Genomic DNA, 21,482 nt, shown 5'->3' on the forward strand with positions numbered 1-21,482 from the left:
CAGGATATCGAAGCTCCGCCAGTGATTTTCTCAGTCGATCGGCAGCGGCAGCAGGTTCCCGGTCGCTTCGCGCAGGGCGTCCCGCATCGCCGCCCGCGGGGCCGGGCGGCCGGTGAAGTGCTCGGCCTGGCCGAACGCCTGGTGCAGCAGCATGTCCAGCCCGGTCGCCAGCCGGCCCCCGCGGGCCGAGACGGCTTCGGCGAGCGGTGTCGGCCACGGGTGGTAGATGACGTCGAGGACGTGCTCGACCGCGGCGAGCTCGGCCGCGTGCGCGGCGACCGCGTCCGGCGGGACGGTGTTCACCAGCACCGCCGCGGAGCCCAAAGCCGCGAAGTCCGTGTCGGCCCAGCGCAGGAGGTCGACGTCGAGCGCGGCCCGCTTCGCCGCGTCGAGGGTTTCGCCGGCGCGGGCGGGCTCGCGCACCACCAGCCGCACCTGCCGGACGCCGAGGGCGGCGAGCCCGACGACCGCGGCCGCCGCGGTGCCGCCCGCGCCGAGCACGACCGCGGTGTCCGCCGGGGCGGGCCGGTAGCCGCCGGCGGCGCGCAGGGCGCCGGTGACGCCCTCGACGTCGGTGCAGTCCGCGAGCCAGCCCCGCTCGGTGCGGACCAGCGTGTTCGCCGCGCCGACGGCGGCCGCGCGCGGGGTCACCTCGTCCGCGTGGTCCAGCGCCGCGCGCTTGCCCGGCATGGTGACCGAAAACCCGGCCCATTCGGGGCCGAAGCCGTCGACCAGGGCCGGGAGCTCCTCGGCGCTCGTCTCGATGCGCTCGTAGGTCCAGCCGGTCAGGCCCAGCGCGGCGAACGCGGCGCCGTGCAGCACCGGGGACAGCGAGTGTGCCACCGGCTTGCCCAGCACCGCGGCCCTGCGCGGCTCAGATGACACCGCGTGCCTTGGCCAGGTCGCGGTTCTTGTTGTGCTCGTCGTTGGTGACCGCGAAGCACGAGAGGCCGTTCTTCTCGCACTTGACGAAGTACACCCAGTCGCCGTCCGGCGGCTTCACCGCGGCCTTGATCGCGTCCGGGCTCGACACCGCGATGGGCGTCGGCGGCAGCCCGGTGTTCCGGTAGGTGTTGTAGGCACCGGATTTCGCCCGGTCGGCTTCGTCGGTCAGCAGCGTCGGCCGGTCCAGCACGTAGTTGACCGTGGAGTCCATCTGCAGCCGCATGTTGATCTTCAGCCGGTTGTAGATGACCCGCGAAAGCTTGCCGAAGTCGGCCTTGACCGCTTCACGCTCGATGATCGACGCGATGATCAGCGTCTGGTACGGCGTCACCCCCGGGCCGGCCGACTGCGAGGTCAGCCCGGCGTTCTGGAGCGCCTCGGCCGAGCTGCGCACCAGCTGCCCGAGGATCTCCTGCGCGCTGGACCCGGGCTTGACGTCGTAGACGCCGGGCGCGATCAGGCCCTCCAGCCTGCGGTCCTTGCGGTCGGCCTTGTTCGCGGGGTCGATCGCCCAGTCCGGGACGCCGAGCTGCTTGAGGTCGGCCGCGTCGACGGCCTTGCGCAGGTCGTCCGCCGAGACGCAGGTGCTCTTGCCGTTGAGCTGCGCGCACGACGCCTTCGCCATCAGGCTGTACACGCCGGGCGTCACCTTGCCGTCGGGCTGGGTGATGTCGTCGAACTGCGTGTACGGCCGGATCTCCAGCTGCCCGACCCGCGAGGCCGGGGTGGTGAGCCGCTCGACCGCGCTGGCCCCGGACATGTGCGACTTCATCACGTAGAAGCCGTGCTGGACCCGGGCGAGCTTGGGGTTGCCCTCGCCCGCCTTCACGAACGCCTTGCCGCTGGCGACGACGCCGGCGGTGGTGAGCTTCGCGCCGATGGCCGAGGTCGTGTCACCGTCGTCCACCTGGAACAGCACGTCCTCGTTGCCCGCGCCCTCGAAGTCGTCGTAGCCGAAGAACTTGTTGAAGCCGTACCAGGCGCCGCCGGCGAGCAGGGCGATCACCGCGATCGCGGCGATCCAACCGAGGGCGCGCTTGCCCTTCTTCCTCCGCGGCTTCCCGGGCTCTTCGTCGTAGTCGTCGTACTCGTCGTCGTACTCCGACTCGTCGTAGTCCTCGTAGTCGTCGTACTCGTCGTAGTCCGCGTACTCGTCGTCCTCGGCGAAGAGCTCGGGCTCCTCCTGCCGCGTGCGCGGCGGTTCGGCCGGGGGCGGTGGGGCCAGCGCGGGCAGGACGTCGGTCACCGGCTCCTCGCGCACGGGCGGGGCCGGCGGGCGGCGGCGCGGCTCGGCGCCGGATTCGGGCACGCCTGCGGGGCGGTCACCCGGCTGGGCGAGCCGCCGGACGGGCGGTTCGGCGCCGGGCTCCGGCGCCGCGCGGCGCCGCCGCACCTCGGCGGCTTCGGCCGCGTCGGGTCCGGGACGGCGACGGCGCTCGGCACCGAGGGCGGCAGTCTCCATCGGCTCGGGTGCCGGGCCACGCCGGGCCGGGGGTGGCTCGGCCGCGTCCGGATCTCTGCGCCGCCGCCGTGCGGGCGCCGGTTCGACCGGCTCGGACGCGACCACCTCGGCGTCCTTGCGCCGCCGCGCGGGCGCCGGCTCCACCGGCTCGGACGCAACCACCTCGGCGTCCTTGCGCCGCCGCCGTGCAGGCGCCGGCTCGACCGGCTCGGGCGCGGCCACGTCGGGTTCTTTGCGCCGCCGCCGCGGGGGCGCCGGCTCGATCCGCTCGGGCGCCGCCCGGCGGGGCGTCCGGTCGTCGTCGGCGTCGGGCGCCGCGCGACGCCGGCGCGGGGCGGCCGGCTGCTCGAGCTCGGAGCCCTCGTCGAGGCCGTGGCGGGCGTGGGCGGCGCGGGCCGGGGCGGCCCGCCGCTCCTGCGGGTCCAGGTCGGCGTCGGCCGAAGGCAGGGTGCCGGGCGGTTCGAGGCGGCGACGGCCGGGCTGCGGCGCGCTGCGGGGGTCGTAGCCCGGTGGCTCTTCCCGCCGGGCCCGGCGGGAAGGCTGGGGCAGGTCGTACTCGCCGCTGGGTGCCTGCCCGCGGCGCGGCGGCAGCTCGTGCTGCCCGCTCGGGCTGCGGCGCGGGTCCGCGGCCCGCGGGTCGGCGCGGCGCGGTGCGGGCCGGGACGGCGGCGGGGTGGCCGCTTCCGGCTCGCGCAGTCGCCGGCGCCCGCGTGGGGGCTCAGGTGGCTGCTCGTTCATCGGTCTCCCTCCCGGGCGCGGTGCGCAGCGGCGGCGTCGATCCAGGCCTGCAGGATCTCGACGGCGGCGGCCTGGTCGACCACCGCGCGCTGTTTGCGGCCTTTGACCCCGCGCTGGGAGAGGATGCGGGATGCGGTGACCGTGGTCAGCCGCTCGTCGCCCAGCCGGACCGGCACGGGCGCTATCCGCCCGGCCAGGTCCTCAGCGTACGCGATGGCGAGCTCGGCCGCCGGACCCTGGCGGTTGGCGAGCGTTCTCGGCAGGCCCACGATCACCTCGACCACCTCGTGCTCGGTGACGAGGGCGGCCAGCTGGTCCAGATCACTGTCGTCGGTCGCATCGCGGGAGAGGGTAACCAATGGCGAAGCGAGCAGGGGGGCCGGATCGCTGAGCGCCACGCCGACCCGGACGGATCCGACATCCACCCCCAGCCGGCGGCCCCGGCCCGGATCGCCCACGCCGGGGCGGTCCGGGCCGCGGTTTCCGCGGTTAACCAATGCCGGCAATCGCCGCGCGCAGGGCCGTGACCGCCTCGGCCGCGCCGGCCGGGTTCGTGCCACCACCCTGGGCCATGTCGGGCTTGCCGCCCCCGCGCCCGCCGATCTTCTCGGCGAACGACGGCACGAGCTTGCCCGCGGCGATCCCCTTGTCCTGGGCCGCCTTGGTCGTCGCGACGACGAAGCTCAGCTTCTCGCCGGCCGGCGAGAACAGCGCCACCACACCGGGCCGCGCGCCGAGCCGGCCGCGGATGTCGGAGGCGAGCGCGCGCAGGCCGTTGCCGTCGACGTCCGGGACGACCTCGGCCACGACGGTCACACCGCCGATCTCCTGGGCCTTGTCGACCAGCGCGCCCGCCGAACCCAGCACCTGCTGGGTCTTGAGCTGCGTGATCTCCTTCTCGGCGTTCTTCAGCCGGGTCAGGACGTCGTCGATACGGCCCGGCAGCTGGTCGGACGGCACCTTGAAGGTGTTCGCCAGCTGCGAGACCAGCAGCTGCTCCTTGCGGACGTACTTGAGCGCGTCCGTGCCGACCAGCGCTTCGACGCGGTGCACGCCCGAGCCGATGGAGGCGTCGGAGACCAGCTTGACCAGGCCGAGCTGGCCGATCCGCTCGACGTGCGTGCCACCGCAGAGCTCGCGGGAGTAGTCGCCCATGTCGACCACGCGGACGTCGTTGCCGTACTTCTCGCCGAACAGCGCGACCGCGCCCAGCTCGAGGGCCTTGTCCTTGGTCGTGGTGTAGCTCTGCACCTCGACGTTGGTCTGGAGGTAGTCGTTGACCTCCTCCTCGACCTCGGTCAGCACGTCGGACAACACCGAGCCCGGGGTGGTGAAGTCGAACCGCATCCGGCCCGGCGAGTTCAGCGAACCCGCCTGCGCCGCGCGCTTGCCGTACGCACCGCGGACGGCCGCGTGCACCAGGTGCGTCGCGGAGTGCGAGCGCTCGATCGAGAGGCGGCGGTGCGCGTCGACCGAACCGGTGACCTTGGAGTCCAGGCCGATCTCGCCGTCGACGACCTCGACGCGGTGCACGTACAGGCCGGGCACGATCTTCTGGACGTCCAGGACCTTCAGCTCGACGCCGTCGCCGAGGAGCACGCCGGTGTCGGCGACCTGGCCACCGCTCTCGGCGTAGAACGGCGTGCGGTCGAGGACCAGCTCGGCCTTCTTGCCCGCGGAGACGCTGCGGACCGGCTGCCCGTCTTCGAGCAGCGCGACGACCTTGGCCTCGGCCTGCAGGTCGGTGTAGCCGAGGAACTCGGTCTCGCCGTGCTGCTCGAGGACCTTCCGGTACTCCGAGAGGTCGCCGTGGCCGGTCTTGCGGGCCGCCGCGTCCGCCTTCGCGCGCTTGCGCTGCTCGTCCATGAGCGTGCGGAAGCCCTCTTCGTCGACGGTCAGGCCCTGCTCGGCCGCCATCTCGAGGGTCAGGTCGATCGGGAAGCCGTAGGTGTCGTGCAGCTGGAACGCCTTGTCGCCGGCCAGCACGTCGCCGCCACCGCGCTTGGTCTCCTCGGCCGCGAGGTCGAAGATGCGCGAGCCGCTGGTGAGCGTCGAGAGGAACGCTTCCTCCTCGATCCGGACGACCTCGTTGATGCGGTCGAAGCCGGAGACCAGCTCGGGGTAGGTCGGGCCCATCGTGTCGCGGACGACCGCCGCGAAGGCCTGCAGCACCGGCTCGTGCACGCCCAGCAGGCGCGAGGAGCGGATGATGCGGCGCAGCAGGCGGCGCAGCACGTAGCCGCGGCCGTCGTTGCCCGGGGTGACGCCGTCGCCGATCAGCATGACGCCGGTGCGGGCGTGGTCGGCGATGACCCGGAAGCGGACGTCGTCGGCGTGGTTGCTGCCGTAGCGGCGGCCCGAGAACTCCTCCGCGCGGCCGATCACCGGGCGCACCAGGTCGGTCTCGTAGACGTTCTCGACGCCCTGCAGGATCGTCGCGACGCGCTCGACGCCCATGCCGGTGTCGATGTTCTTCTTCGGCAGCTCGCCGATCGGCGGGTGCCCGAGCTTGGGGCTCAGGTCGCCGCGGACGTCCTGCATGAAGACGAGGTTCCAGATCTCGATGTAGCGGTCCTCGTCGGCGACCGGGCCGCCCTCGCGGCCGTACGCCGGGCCGCGGTCGTAGTAGATCTCCGAGCAGGGGCCGCCGGGACCGGGCACGCCCATGTCCCAGTAGTTGTCCTTGCCGTCGCGGGCCTGGATGCGCTCGCCGGGCAGGCCGGTGAGCTTGCGCCACAGCCCGGCCGCCTCGGAGTCGTCGTTGTAGACGGTCGCCCAGATGCGGTCCGGGTCGAGGCCGAAGCCGCCTTCGCTCTGCGGCTTGGTGATCAGCTCCCAGGCCGCCTCGATGGCGCCTTCCTTGAAGTAGTCGCCGAAGGAGAAGTTCCCGGCCATCTGGAAGAAGGTGTTGTGCCGGGTGGTCTTGCCGACCTCGTCGATGTCCGGCGTGCGCACGCACTTCTGCACGGAGGTCGCGCGCGGGTACGGCGGCGGCGCCTCACCGAGGAAGTACGGCTTGAACTGCACCATGCCGGCGTTGACGAACAGCAGGTTCGGGTCGTCGAGGATCAGTGGCGCGCTGGGCACGCGCGTGTGGCCCTTGCCCTCGAAATGGCGCAGGAAACGGTCGGTGATTTCGTGTGTGTCCACGGGTCAAGTCCTTGTAGCTGTGGTTCGGAACGGGGTCGGCGGCTGTTGCAACGGCGGAAGGGGTTTCCGGGCAGGCCCGGATCAGCCCTCCGCCCGGCGAGCTCGCCGGACCGGGCGCCGGGCAGCCGCGTGCCGCCCCTCGGCGCGGGGCGCGCTCACGCCCGTCCGCTCCTCGACCATGTCGTGCAGCTCCTGTTCCCGCTCGTTCATGCCCGCGCGCACCTCGGCGCCGAACGAACCCACGGCGCCGGCCAGCTCGCGCACGGCGTCCCCCAGGTTCGATGCTATCCCGGCCGGAGTGGCCTGACGAGCGGTTTCGGTGGCCTTGCGGGACAGCGCGACGCCGGCGACGACCCCGACGCCGAGCCAGAACAGCCGCTTCACTTGCCGGCCTTCCTCGCGGCCTTCAAGGCGCTCTTCTTCTTGCGCGCCTTGATCGCCTTGCTGAGCCCGTACGACAGCGCCGCGGTCTTGACGAGCGGGCCGCCGAGGGTCGCGGTGAAGACGGAGGTGAGAGCGGAGACGTTGCCGGTGACCGCCTGCGCGTTCGCGGTGATCCCGTCGACCCGCTCGAGCTGGGTGTTGACGTGCGTGATCGTCTCGTTCGCGCCGATCAGCAGCGGATCGGTGTTGCTGTTGGTGCGCTCGATCGCCTCGGTGGCCGCGTCCAGCGTCTTGCCGAGCTTGATCAGCGGGATCGCCAGCAGGACGACCAGCACCACGAATGCTCCTGCGGCGATCAGCGCGGCGATCTGCCCTGCCGACACGGGCCCTCCTCGGTTCAGGGGTCGGGATGCCGACTGAGGTTACCGCCTGGGCCGGTCCCCGACCGTGTCACCCCGCCGGGCCCGGGAAACGCCCCGCCGGGAGCCGCTCCGGCTCGCCGAGGGCGGCCCGGATCGCGGGAGGTCGCCCGGGCCGTTCGGCCGGTTGCGGGCTGTCCGGCCCGCCGAAACTGTCGGTGCCTGCCGGTAGAATCGAAAACGGGGGGCGCCCCGGCGGCCCGGGCCTGTTTTCTACGGTTCCTTCCGCACCGCGCGGTACAGCGCGGCCATGTCCTCTTCGCCGTGGCCTGCCGCCACCGCCGCTTCCAAGTGGGCCAGCACGGCCTTCGCGCCCGCCACGTCGACCTCGTCGCCCGCGGCCTCCACCACCAGGCGGGCGTCCTTCGCCGCCAGCCCGGCCGGGAACGACGGGGAGAACTCGCCCGCCAGCATCGCGCCGCCCTTCACGTGCGCGTAGCCGACGTCGAGGCCGCCGCCCTTGATCGTCTCGAGGAACAGCGCCGGGTCCAGGCCGAGCGCGCCGGCCAGGCCCAGGCTCTCCGCGGTCGCGTTCGTCAGCGCGAGCACCCACGCGTTCATCACCAGCTTCAGGCGGCTGCCGCGGCCCGCCGGGCCGAGCCAGACCGTGCGCATGCCGACCGCGTCGAACACCGGCGTCGCCGCGGGCCGGGACTCCTCCGGGCCCGAGCCCAGCACCAGCAGCTGCGCCTGCTCCGCGGGTTGGCGGGTGCCGAGCACCGGCGCGTCGACGAACACCACGCCCGCCTTCTCCGCCATCGCGGCGAGCCGGTCGGTCCAGTCGAGGCCGACCGTGCTCATCTGCAGCCACAACGTCCCCGAAGCCGGTGAAGCGGCCTCGAACGCTTCGGCCACGGCGGGGCCGTCGGCGAGCATCGTCACCAGGGTGTCCGCGCCCTCGGCGGCGGCCGACGGGGAATCGGCCACCGTGGCGACGTCGGACAGCGGCTCGGCCTTGGCCCGGGTCCGGTTCCAGACCCGCACGTCGAGGCCGGCCTTGGCGATGTTGGCCGCCATCGGGGCGCCCATGATCCCGGTTCCGAGAAACGCGACAGTCATGCCGCCATCGTGGCGGAGACCGGACGGGCCCGCGCGCTCAGTAGTCGCCGAGGAGGCAGAAGGGGTGGCCCGCCGGATCGGCGTAGACGCGCCAGCCGCGGCCGCCGAGGTCGGGGTCGAGCAGCCGGCCGCCGTTGGCCAGGACGACGTGGTGGGACTCGCGGAAGTCGTCGACCTCGAAGTCGAGGTGGAACTGCTGCGGGAAGGTGGGGTCCGGCCAGCTGGGCGGCCGGTGGTCCGGCGCGCGCTGGAAGCCGAGGACCATGCCGTCCACGTGCAGGGTCGACCAGTCGTCGTCCACGCGCCACCGCGGGTCGGGCCGATCGACCTCGCCGCCGAGCAGGGCCTGGTAGAAGCGGGCGAGGTCCAGGGGTTCCGGGCAGTCCAGGACGATGCACTGCAGCGTCGCGGGCACGGGCACGCCTCCTGCGGTCGCGGGGCCCGCACCGGGTCGGGGCCGCCTGGAGGGGAAAAGTTTACGAACCCCGATGATCTTGCCGCCCCCGCCCCACACGGCGGCCGGACGGCGTTCGGTGACAGCTCGGCCGGAGCTCGCCGCCTGGGCCGACTGCCGCGGCTGGGCCCGCGCGGTTCACCGCCGCCCTGGGCAGCCGCACCCCAGTCGGCGCGGCTCACCGCCGCCGGGCCGCCGGCCGCCACTCAGCCCGGGAGGCTCGCCACCGCCCGGGCCGCCAGCCACCACACAGCCTCGCGGCTCACCACCGCCGGACACCACTCAGCCCGCGCGGCTCACATCACCCGGCCGCCAGCCACCACTCAGCCCGCGCAACGCACCACCACCGGGACCGCCAGCCACCGCACAGCCCCCGCAACTCACCGCCACCCGGCCGCCACTCAGCCCGCGCAGCTCACCACCGCCGGACACCACCCAGCCCGCGCAACTCAGCACACCCCGGGCCGCCAGCCACCACAACCCCCGCGGCTCATCGCCACCCGGCCGCCGGCCACCGCTCAACACCCCAAAGCGCCCCCCTCACTCGCCGCGGATCGTCCTCCGCAGCTTGGGAACCCGCTCGGCCAGCGTCCGCTCGGCGCCGCGCTGGGTGGGCTCGTAGTAGTCGCGGCCGATCAGCTCGTCCGGGGGGTACTGCTGGGCCAGCACGCCTTCCGGCACGTTGTGCGGGTACCGGTAGCCCTGCGCGTTGCCGAGCTTCTTCGCCCCCGCGTAGTGCCCGTCGCGCAGGTGCGGGGGCACCGTGCCCGCCAAGCCCGCGCGGACGTCCGCCAGCGCCGCGTCGATGCCCTTGATCACCGCGTTGGACTTCGGGGCCGTCGCCAGGTGGACCGTCGCCTGTGCCAGCGCCAGCCTGCCCTCCGGCATGCCGATGAACTGGACCGCGTGCGCGGCCGCGACCGCCGACTGCAGGGCCGTCGGGTCGGCCATCCCGATGTCCTCGCTCGCGTGCACCACCAGCCGGCGCGCCAGGAACCGCGGGTCTTCGCCCGCTTCGATCATCCGGGCCAGGTAGTGCAGCGCGGCGTCCACATCGGACCCGCGGATCGACTTGATGAACGCGCTGATCACGTCGTAGTGCTGGTCGCCGTCGCGGTCGTAGCGCACCGCCGCCTTGTCCACAGTGGACTCGACGATCGCCAGGTCGATCGTCTTCGCCTCGGTGGCCGACGCCGCGTCCGCCGCCGCCTCCAGCGCCGTCAGCGCGCGGCGCGCGTCCCCGCCCGCGAGGCGGACGAGGTGGGCGCGCGCGTCCTCGGTCAGCGTCAGCTCGCCACCGAGGCCGCGCTCGTCGGCCAGCGCCCGCTCGATCAGCTCCGTGATGTCGGCGTCGGTCAGCGGGCGCAGCTGCAGCACCAGCGACCGCGACAGCAGCGGCGACACCACGGAGAACGACGGGTTCTCGGTCGTCGCCGCGACCAGCAGCACCGTGCGGTCTTCGACCGCGCCGAGCAGCGCGTCCTGCTGGGTCTTGGAGAACCGGTGCACCTCGTCGATGAACAGCACCGTGTTCTCGGTGTTGTACTGACGGCGCCGCCTCGCCTCTTCGATGACGCCGCGGACCTCCTTGACGCCCGCCGACAGCGCGGACATCGCCACGAACCGGCGGCCGGTCGCGATCGAGACCAGGTTGGCCAGCGTCGTCTTGCCCGTGCCGGGCGGGCCGTAGAGCAGCACCGACGCCGGCGCGGCGCCCTCGACCAGCCGCCGCAGCGGCGCGCCCTCGCGCAGCAGGTGCTGCTGGCCCACGACCTCGTCGAGCGAGCGCGGCCGCATCCGCACGGCCAGCGGCGAACTCGCCGGGTCCGCCTGCGGTTCCGCGCCCGCGTTCGACGTCGTGCGCTCCGGCGGAGGCGCGATGTCGGCGTTCGCTCGATGGGATGCCGGCTCCGCGGAGAAGAGTGCGTCGCCGGGGAAGAGCTCGTCCTGTGCCACAGAGATGACGTTAACCGAACCCACCGACAGAACCGCTTGCCCCGGCCTCCACCGGAGCGCTACCGTCGTGATGACTGGTTGACCGAAATCGCAAATCCGGTCAACCAGTCAAATGCTCAACGAAACCACAGGTGGAGACGCATGAGCCATCCCAACCGCGAGCGCGCCGACCGGATCCTGGACGCGGCGGGCGAGCTGCTGCTGCGGATGGGCTACCGCAAGGTGGCGGTCGACGACGTCGCGCGGGCGGTCGGCATCGGCAAGGGCACGGTCTACCTGCACTGGCGCAACAAGGAACTGCTGTTCAAGGCGCTGATGCTGCGCGAATCGGCCGACCTGACCGACGAGCTGCTGGCCGAGATCAAGGCCGACCCGGAGATGATCCTGCCCCACCGGATGATCCCGGCGTCGTTCCTGATCACCCACCGCCGCCCGCTGGTGATGGCGATGCTGCGCGGCAACGCGGAGATGTTCGGCTCGCTCGGCGACATCGCGCTGAAGAAGCAGCAGGACGAGGTGAGCGGGCACTTCGAGAACGCGCTCCTCCGGCGCGGGCTGATCCGCGGGGACGTCCCGCACATGAGCTACGCGCTGCACGCCGCGACGCTCGGCTTCTACGTCGGCGACACGATTTCGGACGAGTTCGAGGGCATCCCCGTCGAGGAGAAGGCGGAGGTCCTCGCCCACCTGATCCGCACCGCGTTCGAACCGCCCGGGGCACCCGACCCCGCCGCGGTCGCGGAAGTGGCGGCGGAGCTGAGTTCGACGCTCGAGGAGCTCGTCTCGGGCTTCCGAAACGGGATCTACGCACACGATCCCACCAGGGCCTCCGGCTGATTCGTGAGGCCACACCGGGGAAAGGGGCGGAAATGACCAGCACGATGGCCGACACCTGGGGACTCCACGAGGCCCAGTTCTGGCTGCGGGGGAAGCAACCGGAGAAGCGGATCGAGTTCGCCGCGGAACTGGGGATGTGGAACGTCTACGGGCACCCGGAGATCGAGACGATCCTCCGCGACCCGGCGACGTTCTCGTCCGACACCACGCGGCTGATCCCGAAGGAGCTGATGCCGGACCCCGACTACGACATGTCGACGGGCAGCATCCTGCAGCTCGACCCGCCACTGCACAACAAGATGCGCAAGCTCGTCAGCCGCGCGTTCACGCCCAAGGTGGTGGCGGACCTCGAGCCGAGGATCGCCGCGATCACCCACGAGCTCCTGGACGCGGTCCCCGCCGGGGAGCGGCTGGAGCTGGTCGAGCACCTGGCCTACCCGCTGCCGGTGATCGTGATCGCCGAGCTGCTGGGCGTCCCGGCCGCTGACCGGAACCTGTTCAAGGGCTGGGTGGACAAGATGTTCGAGTCCTCCAACCAGGTTTCGCTGGTGAAGAAGGACGAGAGCCAGGACGCGGCCATCCGGTCGTCCATGGAAGGCCAGAAGGCGCTCGCCGACTACCTCGGCGTCCACGTCGACGAGCGGCGCAGGCAGCCGCGGGAAGACCTGCTGACGAAGCTGGTCGAGGCCGAGCTGGACGGCGAACGGCTGTCGCGCACCGACGTCGTCAACTTCGCGAACATCCTGCTGCTGGCCGGCCACATCACCACCACGATGCTGCTCGGCAACGCGGTGCTGTGCCTGGACACGCACCGGGAGTGGGACGAGCGGGTGCGCGCCGACCGCTCGCTCGTGCCGCCGACGATCGAAGAGTCGCTGCGGTACCTGACGCCGTTCGCGGCGGTGGCCCGCGTGACCATGCGGGAGGTCGAGGTCGGCGGCGTCACCGTGCCGGCCGACCAGATGCTGCTCTGCTGGGTGGCGGCGGCCAACCGCGACGAGCGGGTGTTCCGCAACCCGGACACGTTCGACCCGCTGCGCGCGGAGAACCCGCACCTGGCGTTCGGCCGCGGGATCCACTTCTGCATCGGCGCGCCGCTCGCGCGGCTGGAGGGCCGGGTGGCGCTGGACATCCTGTTCGACCGCTACCCGGTGCTGCGCACGATCCCGGGTGAGCCGCCGAAGTTCCAGGTCAACCCGAACATGACCGGCGTGCGCGAACTGCCGCTGTCGACGGTGTGAGGCAAGTTGCGCCCTGGGCGAAATCCCTCGCCCGGGGCGCTCGCCGTGCCCGATGGTGGACCGGTGAACGTGGCGGTGCTGGCGGACATCCACGGCGTCCTCCCGGCGCTCGAGGCGGTCCTGGCGGAGCCGGACGTCCAGGCGGCGGAAAAGATCGTTCTGCTCGGCGACCTGCTCGCCGGGCCGATGCCCGTGGAGACGCTCGATCGGCTCCGGGCGCTCGGCGACCGGGCGGTGTGGGTGCGCGGCAACGCCGACCGCGAACTGGCCGAATCGGCCCGCACCGGGGGCACGTTCGTCCCCGACCCGATCTTCCCGTGGGCGGCGCGGCAGCTGCGTCCGGCCGACCTGCCGCTGCTCGACGCGCTGCCGCTGACGGTGACGCTCGGCGGAGTGCTGTTCTGCCACGCGACCCCGCGCGACGACACCGAGATCGCGCTCGTCGACTCGCCTCCGGAGCGCTGGGCGGAGGTCCTGGACGGCGTCTCCGCGTCGACGATCGTCTGCGGGCACACGCACATGCCGTTCGTCCGCCTCGCGGACCGGCGGCTGGTGGTGAACCCCGGAAGTGTCGGAATGCCGTACGGCGCAAGGGGTGCGCACTGGGCCCTGCTCGGCGACGGTGTCCAGCTGCGGCGCACGGTGTACGACGCCGAGGAGGCGTGCCGCTACCTGGCGGCGCACTGCGCGTACCCGGACATCGAGGAGTGGGCGGACTTCTTCGTCCGCAACCCGGCTTCGGACGTCGAAGCGCTGCGGGTGTTCAGCGGGCCCGGAACGAGTTCCACATGATGACGGCGGCGTAGGGCAGGAACTCGCGGCCGCGGCGCCAGAGCCACGGGACGCCCTTGAGCACCAGCCAGCCCACGTGTCCGGTGGTGCTCGGCTCGACACCGCCGCCGCAGGTGAGGCTCACCGGTTCCGGCACGGCGAACCCGGCGTCGGCGAGCAGCCCGGTGAAGCCGCTCGCGAGCATGCGGTGGCCGAGTTCGGAGGGGTGCAGCCGGTCGACGCTCCAGGACGCGAGGTCGTAGGCGCCGGGCAGCCGCTCGAGGTCGAGGCACGGCACGCCTTCGCGGGCGACGACGTCGTCGATGGCGGCGTTGAGTTCGGCGACGCGGGCGCTGAGGGCGCGCTTGAGCGAGGCGGGGAGGCGGAAGACCTTGCTGTGGTCGTGGAAGCGGACGGGTACCACGGTGGTCCCGGTTTCCCGCAGGCGCCGGATCACTTCGGTGAGATCGGCGGCGATCCGCGCGGCATCGAAGTCCGGCCGAAGGGTGTCGTTCATCCCGGCGACGAGCAGGGCGACATCGGGCCGGTGCGCAACGGCGGCGGGCACCTGCTCGCTGAGAACGCACCGCATCCGAGCCCCGGCGAAGGAGGGGTTGAGATAGCCATGGCCCTCAACCCCCAGCGCGGCGGCGACCAGCGGGCCAACCCCACGCCAGCCGGCCCGCCGCGGAAGCGGATCCCCGAGCCCGACGGCGGTGGAATCGCCGAGAACGGCCAGGCGCCGGGCTCGTTTGAGCGGGATCGAGGGGCGATCGGGCTGTTCGGGCGGCTCGGGCGGCTCGGGCCGGGGAGTGACATCGACGCTCATCACGGTCACGGTCAAGACCATCGGCCACGCAGGCTCACACCCGGTGAGGTAGAGGTAACGCGGTCACGACACGGGGCCTAATTCTTGACTCGCACCTCACAGCCCACCGATGCACCCCACCAACCTTCCGGCCACACCCCCCTGCCGACCCGACACGCAGCCGCTGAACAATCCGGCGTTCGGGCCGGCGGGGGAACCCTCACCGAAAAGCGGGATAAAAAGCCAGATCGGCGTGCGGCCCCAGCCGGGCCGCCAACGCCGCGGCCACCCGGGCCGCAAACTCCGAAACCGCCGTCATCCGAACATATCCGGCGTGCTTCGCCAGGTCCCGCCACCAGGTCACGAACGCCGCTTCGCGGCTCACCGGGGCCGCGTGGCGGGACAGGTTCAACGCCCCCAGCTCCTCGCCCGTGATCAGCCAGACCCGCAGGAGCTCGCTCGACGTCAGATGTCCCGCGAGAACGTCGTCGTCGGCGAAGGCCGGCCACACCCCGACCACCTCGGCACGCCAGGCCGCGATCATCGCCTCGCTCATCCCCGCCGGCAGGGCCAGCGCGTCCGGCCAGCTCGCGAACGGCAGCCGCAGGTGCGCCGCGTCCACCAGCGCCGACCGGACGCGGCCGTTCTCGAAGTCGAGGAACCGGACCCCCTGGCCCGTCACCAGGTTGTTGTCCGGGCTCAGCTCGACCGGGCTGAACGCCCGGAACCCCGCCGCCCGTGACTGGTCGACCGCCGCCTTCACCTGCGCGAGCACGTCGTCCGGCACCGGGATGCCCAGGCGCTTCTGGACCAGCGGCGGGACCCGCGAACACAACGCGTCGACCTCGTCGGAGTCGGGCTTCACCGGGCCGCCGAGGCGCCGCAGCAGGGCGTTGAAGTCCGCTTCGCGGCCGGCCGTGCTCGCGTGCAGGCGGCCCAGCGACCGGGCCCAGGACAGCAGCGCCCGCTCGGCCGCGCGGGAGTCGCGGGCGTAGAGCTTGTCTTCGAGCGTCGGCGTGCGGCCGAGGTCCTCCAGCACCAGCACGCGGTCGCGGCCGTCGTGGGCCACCAGCTCCGGGCACATCCGCTCGTCCGGGGCCAGCGCCGTGAACAGCTGGTAGCTGACCGCCTCCTGGGCGAACGGGTCGGCACCGGACTCCGGCCGGTCCGGGTAGTGCTTGATGACGAGCGTGCGCGGCAGCGCGAACGACGACACCACCCGCGCGCGGACCACCGTGGCCGGCCCGCTCCCCGCCAGGTCCTCGGGCGAGACCAACGTGATCGCGCTGCCGAACCGGCGTGAGAGAACGGACTCGCCCGCCGCGACCGCCGCGGCGATGGCGAGCTGCTCGGCTCCTGCCCCGACTCCAGCGTCGCCGGCGGAGGAGGTGTCGACTGTCATTGTCACCGACCCTACTCGTGACTGAGCAACCATGACTACTGACATCCGGACAAGAAAGGGCATCCCGCCCGGATACGGGTCACCCGCGTGAAAGCGGACGCATTCCCACCCGTGAACGTTGCCCATTCCGGCGCACCATCAACACAATGGCCGCAGCTGCAACGATTCCGAGAAGGTTGACCAGCAGCTGCCCGACGGACTGGAGGCACCGGCTCCACTCCCCCGCCACGGCCGCGACGACCGCGTACCCCGCGGCCGGCACGGTGGTCACGGAGATGAACACGCCGACCAGCGCGGCCGACTTCGCCGACGTCATGGCGAGCATCCCGGCCGCGCCGGCGAGCAACGCGACCACCAGCGACGGCGCGCCGACGGAGAACACGAAGTCGACCTCGTCGTGCTCTTGCAGCTCGAAGGCGCGCTCGCCGAGCACGCCGGTCGCGCGGAACAGCAGCGTCGCGCCGAGCGTGACGGCCATCGCCAGCGGGAAGCCGACGCCGAGGGCCACCCCGGCCCGGCGGACCAGATCCCACCGGCGCAGCACCAGGCCGACCGCCAGAGCGGCCAGCGGCCCGAACTCCGGCCCGACGACCATCGCGCCGACGATCGTCACCGCCGACGAGGTGAGCACGCCGACGGCGGCGAGCAGGCAGGCGATGGTGAGGAACGCCAGGAACGTCACGTTCAGCCGTGACTCCTCGCCCGTGCGGCCGAGAAGCTCCTGCCAGACGACGGCGTCGGCCGCTTCGCCCGGCGCCTTCTCCTCCGCCTTGTCGGCGGCGTCGGACAGCGCGGTGTCGAGCGCTTCGAGCGTGATCCCGCCGGTGTGGTCGAGCTCGAGCACGCACAGCGCCTCGATGATCTCGTCCGCCGCTTCGCGGGCGATGTCGGCCTCGACCAGGTCACCCGCGGGCTCCACGGCGGCACCGCGGTGCACGACGAGGTGCGCGGTGCCGGCGTGGGCCCGCAGGATTTCCAGGGCCTCGGCGGTCTTGTCCGGCGGGCACACGGCCCTGAGGTGGAGCACTAGTTCTGCGGGGCGGCGGCCGGTTTCGCGTCGATCCCGGCTTCCTTGCGCTGCTGCGCGGTGATCGGCGCGGGCGCCGCGGTCAGCGGGTCGTAGCCGCCGCCGGTCTTCGGGAACGCGATGACGTCACGCAGCGAGTCGGCCTTGGCCAGCAGCATGACGATGCGGTCCCAGCCGAACGCGATGCCGCCGTGCGGCGGGGGGCCGAACTGGAAGGCGTCGAGCAGGAAGCCGAACTTCTCCTGCGCCTCCTCGTCGCCGAGGCCCATCAGGTTGAAGACGCGCTTCTGGACGTCGCCGCGGTGGATACGGATCGAGCCGCCGCCGATCTCGTTGCCGTTGCAGACGATGTCGTAGGCGTAGGCCAGGGCGTTGCCCGGGTCCTGCTCGAACTTGTCGATCCACTCCGGGGTCGGCGAGGTGAACGCGTGGTGCACCGCGGTCCACTTGCCGGAGCCGACCGCGACGTCGTCGCCGATGTCCTCGACCGGCGCGAACAGCGGCGCGTCGACGACCCAGACGAACGACCAGGCGTCCTCGTCGATCAGGCCGAGCCGCTTGCCGATCTCGTCGCGCGCGGCGCCGAGCAGCGGCTGCGTCGAAGACGCCTTGCCCGCGGAGAAGAAGATGCAGTCGCCCGGCTTCGCGCCCGCCGCGGCGGCGACGTTCTCGCGCTCGTGCTCGGACAGGTTCTTCGCGACCGGGCCGCCGAGCGTGCCGTCCTCGTTGACGAGGATGTACGCGAGGCCGCGCGCGCCGCGCTGCTTCGCCCACTCCTGCCACGCGTCGAGCTGGCGCCGCGGCTGGTCCGCCCCGCCGGCCATCACGACCGCACCGACGTACGGGGCCTGGAACACGCGGAACGGCGTGTCGGCGAAGAACTCCGTCATGTCGGTGATCTCGAGGTCGAAGCGCAGGTCCGGCTTGTCGGAGCCGTACTTGGCCATCGCCTCGTGGTAGGTGATGCGCGGGATGGGCCGCGGGATCTCGTGCCCGATCAGCTTCCACAGCGCGGAGACGATGTCCTCGCCGAGCGCGATGACGTCGTCCTGCTCGACGAAGCTCATCTCGATGTCGAGCTGGGTGAACTCGGGCTGGCGGTCGGCGCGGAAGTCTTCGTCGCGGTAGCAGCGGGCGATCTGGTAGTACCGCTCCATGCCGCCGACCATGAGCAGCTGCTTGAACAGCTGCGGCGACTGCGGCAGCGCGTACCAGGAGCCGGGCTTGAGCCGGGCCGGGACCAGGAAGTCGCGCGCGCCTTCGGGCGTCGAGCGGGTCATCGTCGGGGTCTCGATCTCGACGAAGTCCTGGGCGTGCAGCACCTCGCGCGCGGCGCGGCTGACCTCGCTGCGCAGCCGCATGGCCGCGGCCGGGCCGCTGCGGCGCAGGTCGAGGTAGCGGTGCTTGAGGCGGACCTCTTCGCCGACGTCGACGCGGTCGTCGATCGGGAACGGCAGCGGCGCGGACTCCGACAGCACCTCGAGCTGGGTCGCCAGGACCTCGATCTCGCCGGTGGGGATTTCGGCGTTGGCGTTGCCCTCGGGGCGCTTCGCGACCTCGCCGACGATCTTGACGCAGAACTCCGAGCGCAGCGCGTGGGCGCGCTCGGCCATCTCGCCCTCGCGGAAGACGACCTGGGCGACGCCGCTGGCGTCGCGGAGGTCGATGAAGATGACGCCGCCGTGATCGCGCCGCCGGGCCACCCATCCGGTGAGGGTGACGGTCTGTCCGGCCTGTCCGGCACGCAGGGTGCCGGCGTTGTGAGTGCGGAGCACTGCGACTGCTCTCCTTCGACAGGGGGTGGTTCTCGCTGCTTGGAAAGGCTAACGAACCGCCCAGCCTACGATGTCGGCAGGCTTGCCCGGCGCAGCGGGTCGCCCGGGTGGACTAACCAGACAGTTCATTGCTGGAGCGAACTAACCAGGTGGTCCATAGCGGCGACGAACTAACCAGGCAGTTCATGGCGGCAACGAACTAACTGGGTGGTCCATAGCGGCAACGAACTAACCAGGCAGTTCATGGCGGCAACGAACCAACTGGGTGGTCCATAGCGGCAACGAACTAACCAGGCAGTTCATTGTGCTCCGAACGGCCGCGTTCCGACGGTCAGAGGACGTACTTGGGCCGGGTCTCCAGCGCCGCGACCAGGCGGTGGGTCTGGGCCAGGTAGGCGGCCACCTGGTAGATGCGGCCGCCCGGGTGCGCCACCAGCCAGCTCGCCGCCGCGGTGGCGGAGGCGAAGAACGGCTGGCCGGCGCAGGCCACCGCGTCGACCCCCTCGAGCCCGAACCCGAGGTCGACCGCCGCGACCACCGCTGTCGGCGGGTCGGCCAGCAGGATCGCGTGGGACGTCAGCTCGATGCGGATCCGCGTCCCGGTGACCGGGCAGATCGCCGCCGCGTGGACGCGCTCACCGGTCGCGATGGCCAGGAGGAACATGTCGACGGTGCCGTCCGGGCCCGCGCCGAGGGTGCCTTCGGCCGGCTGGAGGCGGTGGTGGGCGCCGCGCGGGGCCGGGCCGGTCGACACGAGGTCGCGGTGCAGGGTGAACCCGATCAGCTCGACCAGCCGCCGGGCCTCGGCCGGGGCGACGCCGACGGTCGCGGCCAGCCGGTCGACGCCCACCGGGTGCCGTCCGGCCCGGGTCAGCTTCAGAGCGGCCCAGGCGAGCCGGGCGGCCGCGACACGGTCGGTCTGCGAGGTCGTCATCGTCCGGCTCCTTTCGGGATCGATCCCTTCGACGTTAGGCGCCGGAGAGGCGGGACGACAACGACATGACCGGACATTTTGCCGCAAACCGAAGACACCGGGTCGCAAACGCCCCGAACGGCCCAGTACGTCACCCGGTGGGTCCACAAAGGACCATCACAGCAGGCGCAGCTGCTCCGCGGGCGCGGCCTCGGCCGCCGTCGGCTCGGGGCCACGCGCGCCGAAATCGCTCTTGCGGTCCAGGCCGTGCCGCCGCAGCAACGGCCCCACCCGCTCCGCGAGCCCCTCCCGGTAGGCCTTCCGGACGTAACTCCCCCGCGCGTACAGCTCCCGGTAGCGCGGGACGAGCTCCGGGTGCGAGTCCGCCAGCCAGCGGCCGAACCACTCGCGCGCCCCGGGCCGCAGGTGCAGCGCGAAGGCCGTGACGCTCGTCGCGCCGACGTCGGCGAGGCGGGCGAACAGCGCGTCGAGCGCCTCCTCGGAGTCGGTCAGCCACGGCAGCACCGGCGCCACCAGCACCGAGCACGGCAGCCCGGCCTCGCGCGCCTTGCGAACCAGCTCCAGCCGCGCCCGCGGGCTCGGCGTGCCGGGTTCGAGGCGGTGCTGGAGCTCTTCGTCGAGCAGCGCGATCGACACCGCGAGCCCGACCGGGACGTCCCGGGCGACGTCCCGCAGCAGCGGCAGGTCCCTGGCCAGCACCGTGCCCTTGGTCAGCACCGAAAGCGGGGTGCCGGAGCGCGCCAGCGCCGTGATGATGCCGGGCATCAGCCGGTAGCGGCCCTCGGCGCGCTGGTACGGGTCGGTGTTGGTGCCCATCGCGACGTGCTCGCGCCGCCACGACGGCTTCTTCAGCTGCGCGGCCAGCACCTGCGGCGCGTTGACCTTGACGACCACCTGCGTGTCGAAGTCGCGGCCGGCGTCGAAGTCGAGGTAGGTGTGGGTGTTCCGGGCGAAGCAGTTGTGCGACACCATGCCGTCGGCCACGAAGTCGCCGGTTCCGGTGGTGATGTCGAACAGCGGCAGCTGCAGGCCCAGCGGCTCGATCGCTTCGACGCGGCGGCGGCTCGCGCCGATCACCGCGCCTTCGAGGGACCGCTTCCAGGTCACCGCCGGGTTGCCGACGTGGAAGAACCGCAGCACTTCGCCGACGCCGCCGAGCAGCCGGATCTCCTGGCGCGTCGGGAACTTCGGCACCTCGTCGAGCTGGTACGCGAAGCCGAAGCGGGCGAGCGCGGCGGTGAAGGCGTCGGCGATCTCCGGTTCGTCGTGCGCCACCGCGAGGACGCCGCGGCCGTAGTCGCCCGCGATGTCGAAGACCCCGGCGAGGAATCCGCGCTGCCAGTGGGCGTCCGGATCCGGCGGCACCTTGAGAAAACCGACCGACGCCCCGAAGTCCGGCAGGTAGCGCAACGCACGGGCGGCGGCGTCCGGCTCCGCGGCGAACCCGCCCGAGCGCAGCATCCCGCACAGGTAGCCGGCCCGGTAGCCGAGCGTCTCGTCCGGCGTCGGCGCGAACCGGCCGACGCCGATCAGCTCGGCGCCCGGCTCCAGGTGTGGTCGCTGCGCGGCGCCGAACTTGCTGCCGGTGACGTGCTTCCAGCCCTTGCTGGTGAGAAACCGGTGGTCGCCGCCGGCGACGAGCCGGGTGCCGTCTTCGAGCGTCACGCGGTAGGCGGCGCGCAGCGTGGTCCAGTGGGCTTCGACCCGGGTCGGCACCAGCCGCCGGGACGCGCCGTGGCCGCGGGTGCCGTAGATCTCGTCGCCGACCGTCAAGTCGGACAACGCCTTCGTGCGGCCGTCGGCCATCAGGATCCGGGTGCCGCCTTCGAGGCAGTAGGTGCAGGCGTGGGAGCAGCCGCGGTAGGGGTTGACGGTCCAGCCGAAGGGCACGCCGGAGCCGGCGGGCACCTTGTTCAGCACCGATCGCGCGTGCACCTCGTGAAAGGTGACGCCGTCGAATTCCGGTGACCGCACCGATCGCACCAGGCCCTCGAGCCCGGGCAGTGCCGGTTCACCCTCCCTTGTCCGCTGCCGATCCCATCGCACGGCGCCAGTCGAACATATGTTCTAGACGGGTGTCAAACCGGTTCGGGACGGGTGGATCATGTGGTGCTGGTGTG

Annotated in this window: 18 protein-coding genes; 3 read left to right on the plus strand and 15 right to left on the minus strand. The window is 72.3% G+C overall.

The genetic code is table 11. From position 1 onward, the window contains the following. Nucleotides 1–30: 30 nt before the first annotated feature. From ACWED2_RS15160 to ACWED2_RS15200, 9 genes are all read right to left on the minus strand, one after another. Entirely contained in the window at nucleotides 31–858 is an 828-nt protein-coding gene (locus ACWED2_RS15160; RefSeq protein ID WP_449691194.1) for a shikimate dehydrogenase, read from the minus strand. 16 nt (nucleotides 859–874) lie between these two features. Further along, nucleotides 875–3,145, minus strand: coding sequence for an endolytic transglycosylase MltG (mltG, locus tag ACWED2_RS15165; RefSeq protein ID WP_449691061.1), 2,271 nt, complete (start codon nucleotides 3,143–3,145; stop codon nucleotides 875–877). Further along, nucleotides 3,142–3,603: a Holliday junction resolvase RuvX gene (ruvX, locus tag ACWED2_RS15170; RefSeq protein WP_449691062.1), complete on the minus strand. Its 462-nt coding sequence runs from the start codon at nucleotides 3,601–3,603 to the stop codon at nucleotides 3,142–3,144. Before ruvX ends, mltG begins: the two co-directional genes overlap by 4 nt. A 31-nt stretch (nucleotides 3,604–3,634) precedes the next feature. Continuing rightward, nucleotides 3,635–6,295, minus strand: a complete 2,661-nt coding sequence (gene alaS / locus ACWED2_RS15175) for an alanine--tRNA ligase (RefSeq protein WP_449691063.1) — start codon at nucleotides 6,293–6,295, stop codon at nucleotides 3,635–3,637. A gap of 81 nt (nucleotides 6,296–6,376) precedes the next feature. Continuing rightward, nucleotides 6,377–6,679, minus strand: a complete 303-nt coding sequence (locus tag ACWED2_RS15180; protein ID WP_449691064.1) for a hypothetical protein — start codon at nucleotides 6,677–6,679, stop codon at nucleotides 6,377–6,379. After that, nucleotides 6,676–7,062 carry a DUF948 domain-containing protein gene (locus ACWED2_RS15185; RefSeq protein WP_086841104.1) on the minus strand — a complete coding sequence of 129 codons (387 nt, stop codon included), beginning with the start codon at nucleotides 7,060–7,062 and terminating at the stop codon, nucleotides 6,676–6,678. The genes ACWED2_RS15180 and ACWED2_RS15185 overlap by 4 nt, the downstream gene beginning before the upstream one ends. A gap of 249 nt (nucleotides 7,063–7,311) precedes the next feature. Beyond that, nucleotides 7,312–8,157 (minus strand): NAD(P)-dependent oxidoreductase, encoded by an 846-nt coding sequence (locus tag ACWED2_RS15190; protein ID WP_449691065.1) that lies wholly within the window; start codon nucleotides 8,155–8,157, stop codon nucleotides 7,312–7,314. 37 nt (nucleotides 8,158–8,194) lie between these two features. Then, nucleotides 8,195–8,572, minus strand: coding sequence for a VOC family protein (locus tag ACWED2_RS15195; protein ID WP_449691066.1), 378 nt, complete (start codon nucleotides 8,570–8,572; stop codon nucleotides 8,195–8,197). 579 nt (nucleotides 8,573–9,151) lie between these two features. After that, nucleotides 9,152–10,567: a replication-associated recombination protein A gene (locus ACWED2_RS15200; RefSeq protein ID WP_449691067.1), complete on the minus strand. Its 1,416-nt coding sequence runs from the start codon at nucleotides 10,565–10,567 to the stop codon at nucleotides 9,152–9,154. Nucleotides 10,568–10,708: 141 nt separating this feature from the next. Between ACWED2_RS15200 and ACWED2_RS15205 the strand changes: the two genes are divergently transcribed. The 3 genes from ACWED2_RS15205 (at nucleotide 10,709) to ACWED2_RS15215 (ending at nucleotide 13,437) form a co-directional block, all read left to right on the plus strand. Further along, entirely contained in the window at nucleotides 10,709–11,404 is a 696-nt protein-coding gene (locus ACWED2_RS15205; protein WP_449691068.1) for a TetR/AcrR family transcriptional regulator, read from the plus strand. A gap of 32 nt (nucleotides 11,405–11,436) precedes the next feature. Further along, entirely contained in the window at nucleotides 11,437–12,645 is a 1,209-nt protein-coding gene (locus ACWED2_RS15210) for a cytochrome P450 (protein WP_449691069.1), read from the plus strand. Nucleotides 12,646–12,708: 63 nt separating this feature from the next. Next, nucleotides 12,709–13,437 carry a metallophosphoesterase family protein gene (locus tag ACWED2_RS15215; protein WP_449691070.1) on the plus strand — a complete coding sequence of 243 codons (729 nt, stop codon included), beginning with the start codon at nucleotides 12,709–12,711 and terminating at the stop codon, nucleotides 13,435–13,437. On the opposite strand, the gene ACWED2_RS15220 is transcribed toward ACWED2_RS15215, so the two are convergent. From ACWED2_RS15220 to ACWED2_RS15245, 6 genes are all read right to left on the minus strand, one after another. Further along, nucleotides 13,409–14,266 carry an SGNH/GDSL hydrolase family protein gene (locus ACWED2_RS15220; protein ID WP_449691071.1) on the minus strand — a complete coding sequence of 286 codons (858 nt, stop codon included), beginning with the start codon at nucleotides 14,264–14,266 and terminating at the stop codon, nucleotides 13,409–13,411. The two genes, ACWED2_RS15215 and ACWED2_RS15220, sit on opposite strands and share 29 nt — an antisense overlap. A gap of 178 nt (nucleotides 14,267–14,444) precedes the next feature. After that, the gene (locus ACWED2_RS15225) at nucleotides 14,445–15,626 is read right to left on the minus strand and encodes a phosphotransferase (RefSeq protein WP_449691072.1); all 1,182 of its coding nucleotides are present in this window, start codon (nucleotides 15,624–15,626) and stop codon (nucleotides 14,445–14,447) included. A gap of 79 nt (nucleotides 15,627–15,705) precedes the next feature. Then, complete coding sequence (locus tag ACWED2_RS15230; RefSeq protein ID WP_449691073.1) at nucleotides 15,706–16,653, minus strand: DUF389 domain-containing protein; 948 nt, start codon at nucleotides 16,651–16,653, stop codon at nucleotides 15,706–15,708. Beyond that, nucleotides 16,653–18,428, minus strand: coding sequence for an aspartate--tRNA ligase (gene aspS / locus ACWED2_RS15235; RefSeq protein WP_449691074.1), 1,776 nt, complete (start codon nucleotides 18,426–18,428; stop codon nucleotides 16,653–16,655). The genes ACWED2_RS15230 and aspS overlap by 1 nt, the downstream gene beginning before the upstream one ends. A 331-nt stretch (nucleotides 18,429–18,759) precedes the next feature. After that, entirely contained in the window at nucleotides 18,760–19,362 is a 603-nt protein-coding gene (gene merB / locus ACWED2_RS15240; RefSeq protein WP_449691075.1) for an organomercurial lyase, read from the minus strand. A 156-nt stretch (nucleotides 19,363–19,518) separates the two neighbouring features. After that, nucleotides 19,519–21,408, minus strand: a complete 1,890-nt coding sequence (locus tag ACWED2_RS15245; RefSeq protein ID WP_449691076.1) for an intein-containing Rv2578c family radical SAM protein — start codon at nucleotides 21,406–21,408, stop codon at nucleotides 19,519–19,521. Between the last annotated feature and the right edge of the window lie 74 nt (nucleotides 21,409–21,482).

Source organism: Amycolatopsis sp. NPDC005003, from assembly GCF_053600695.1.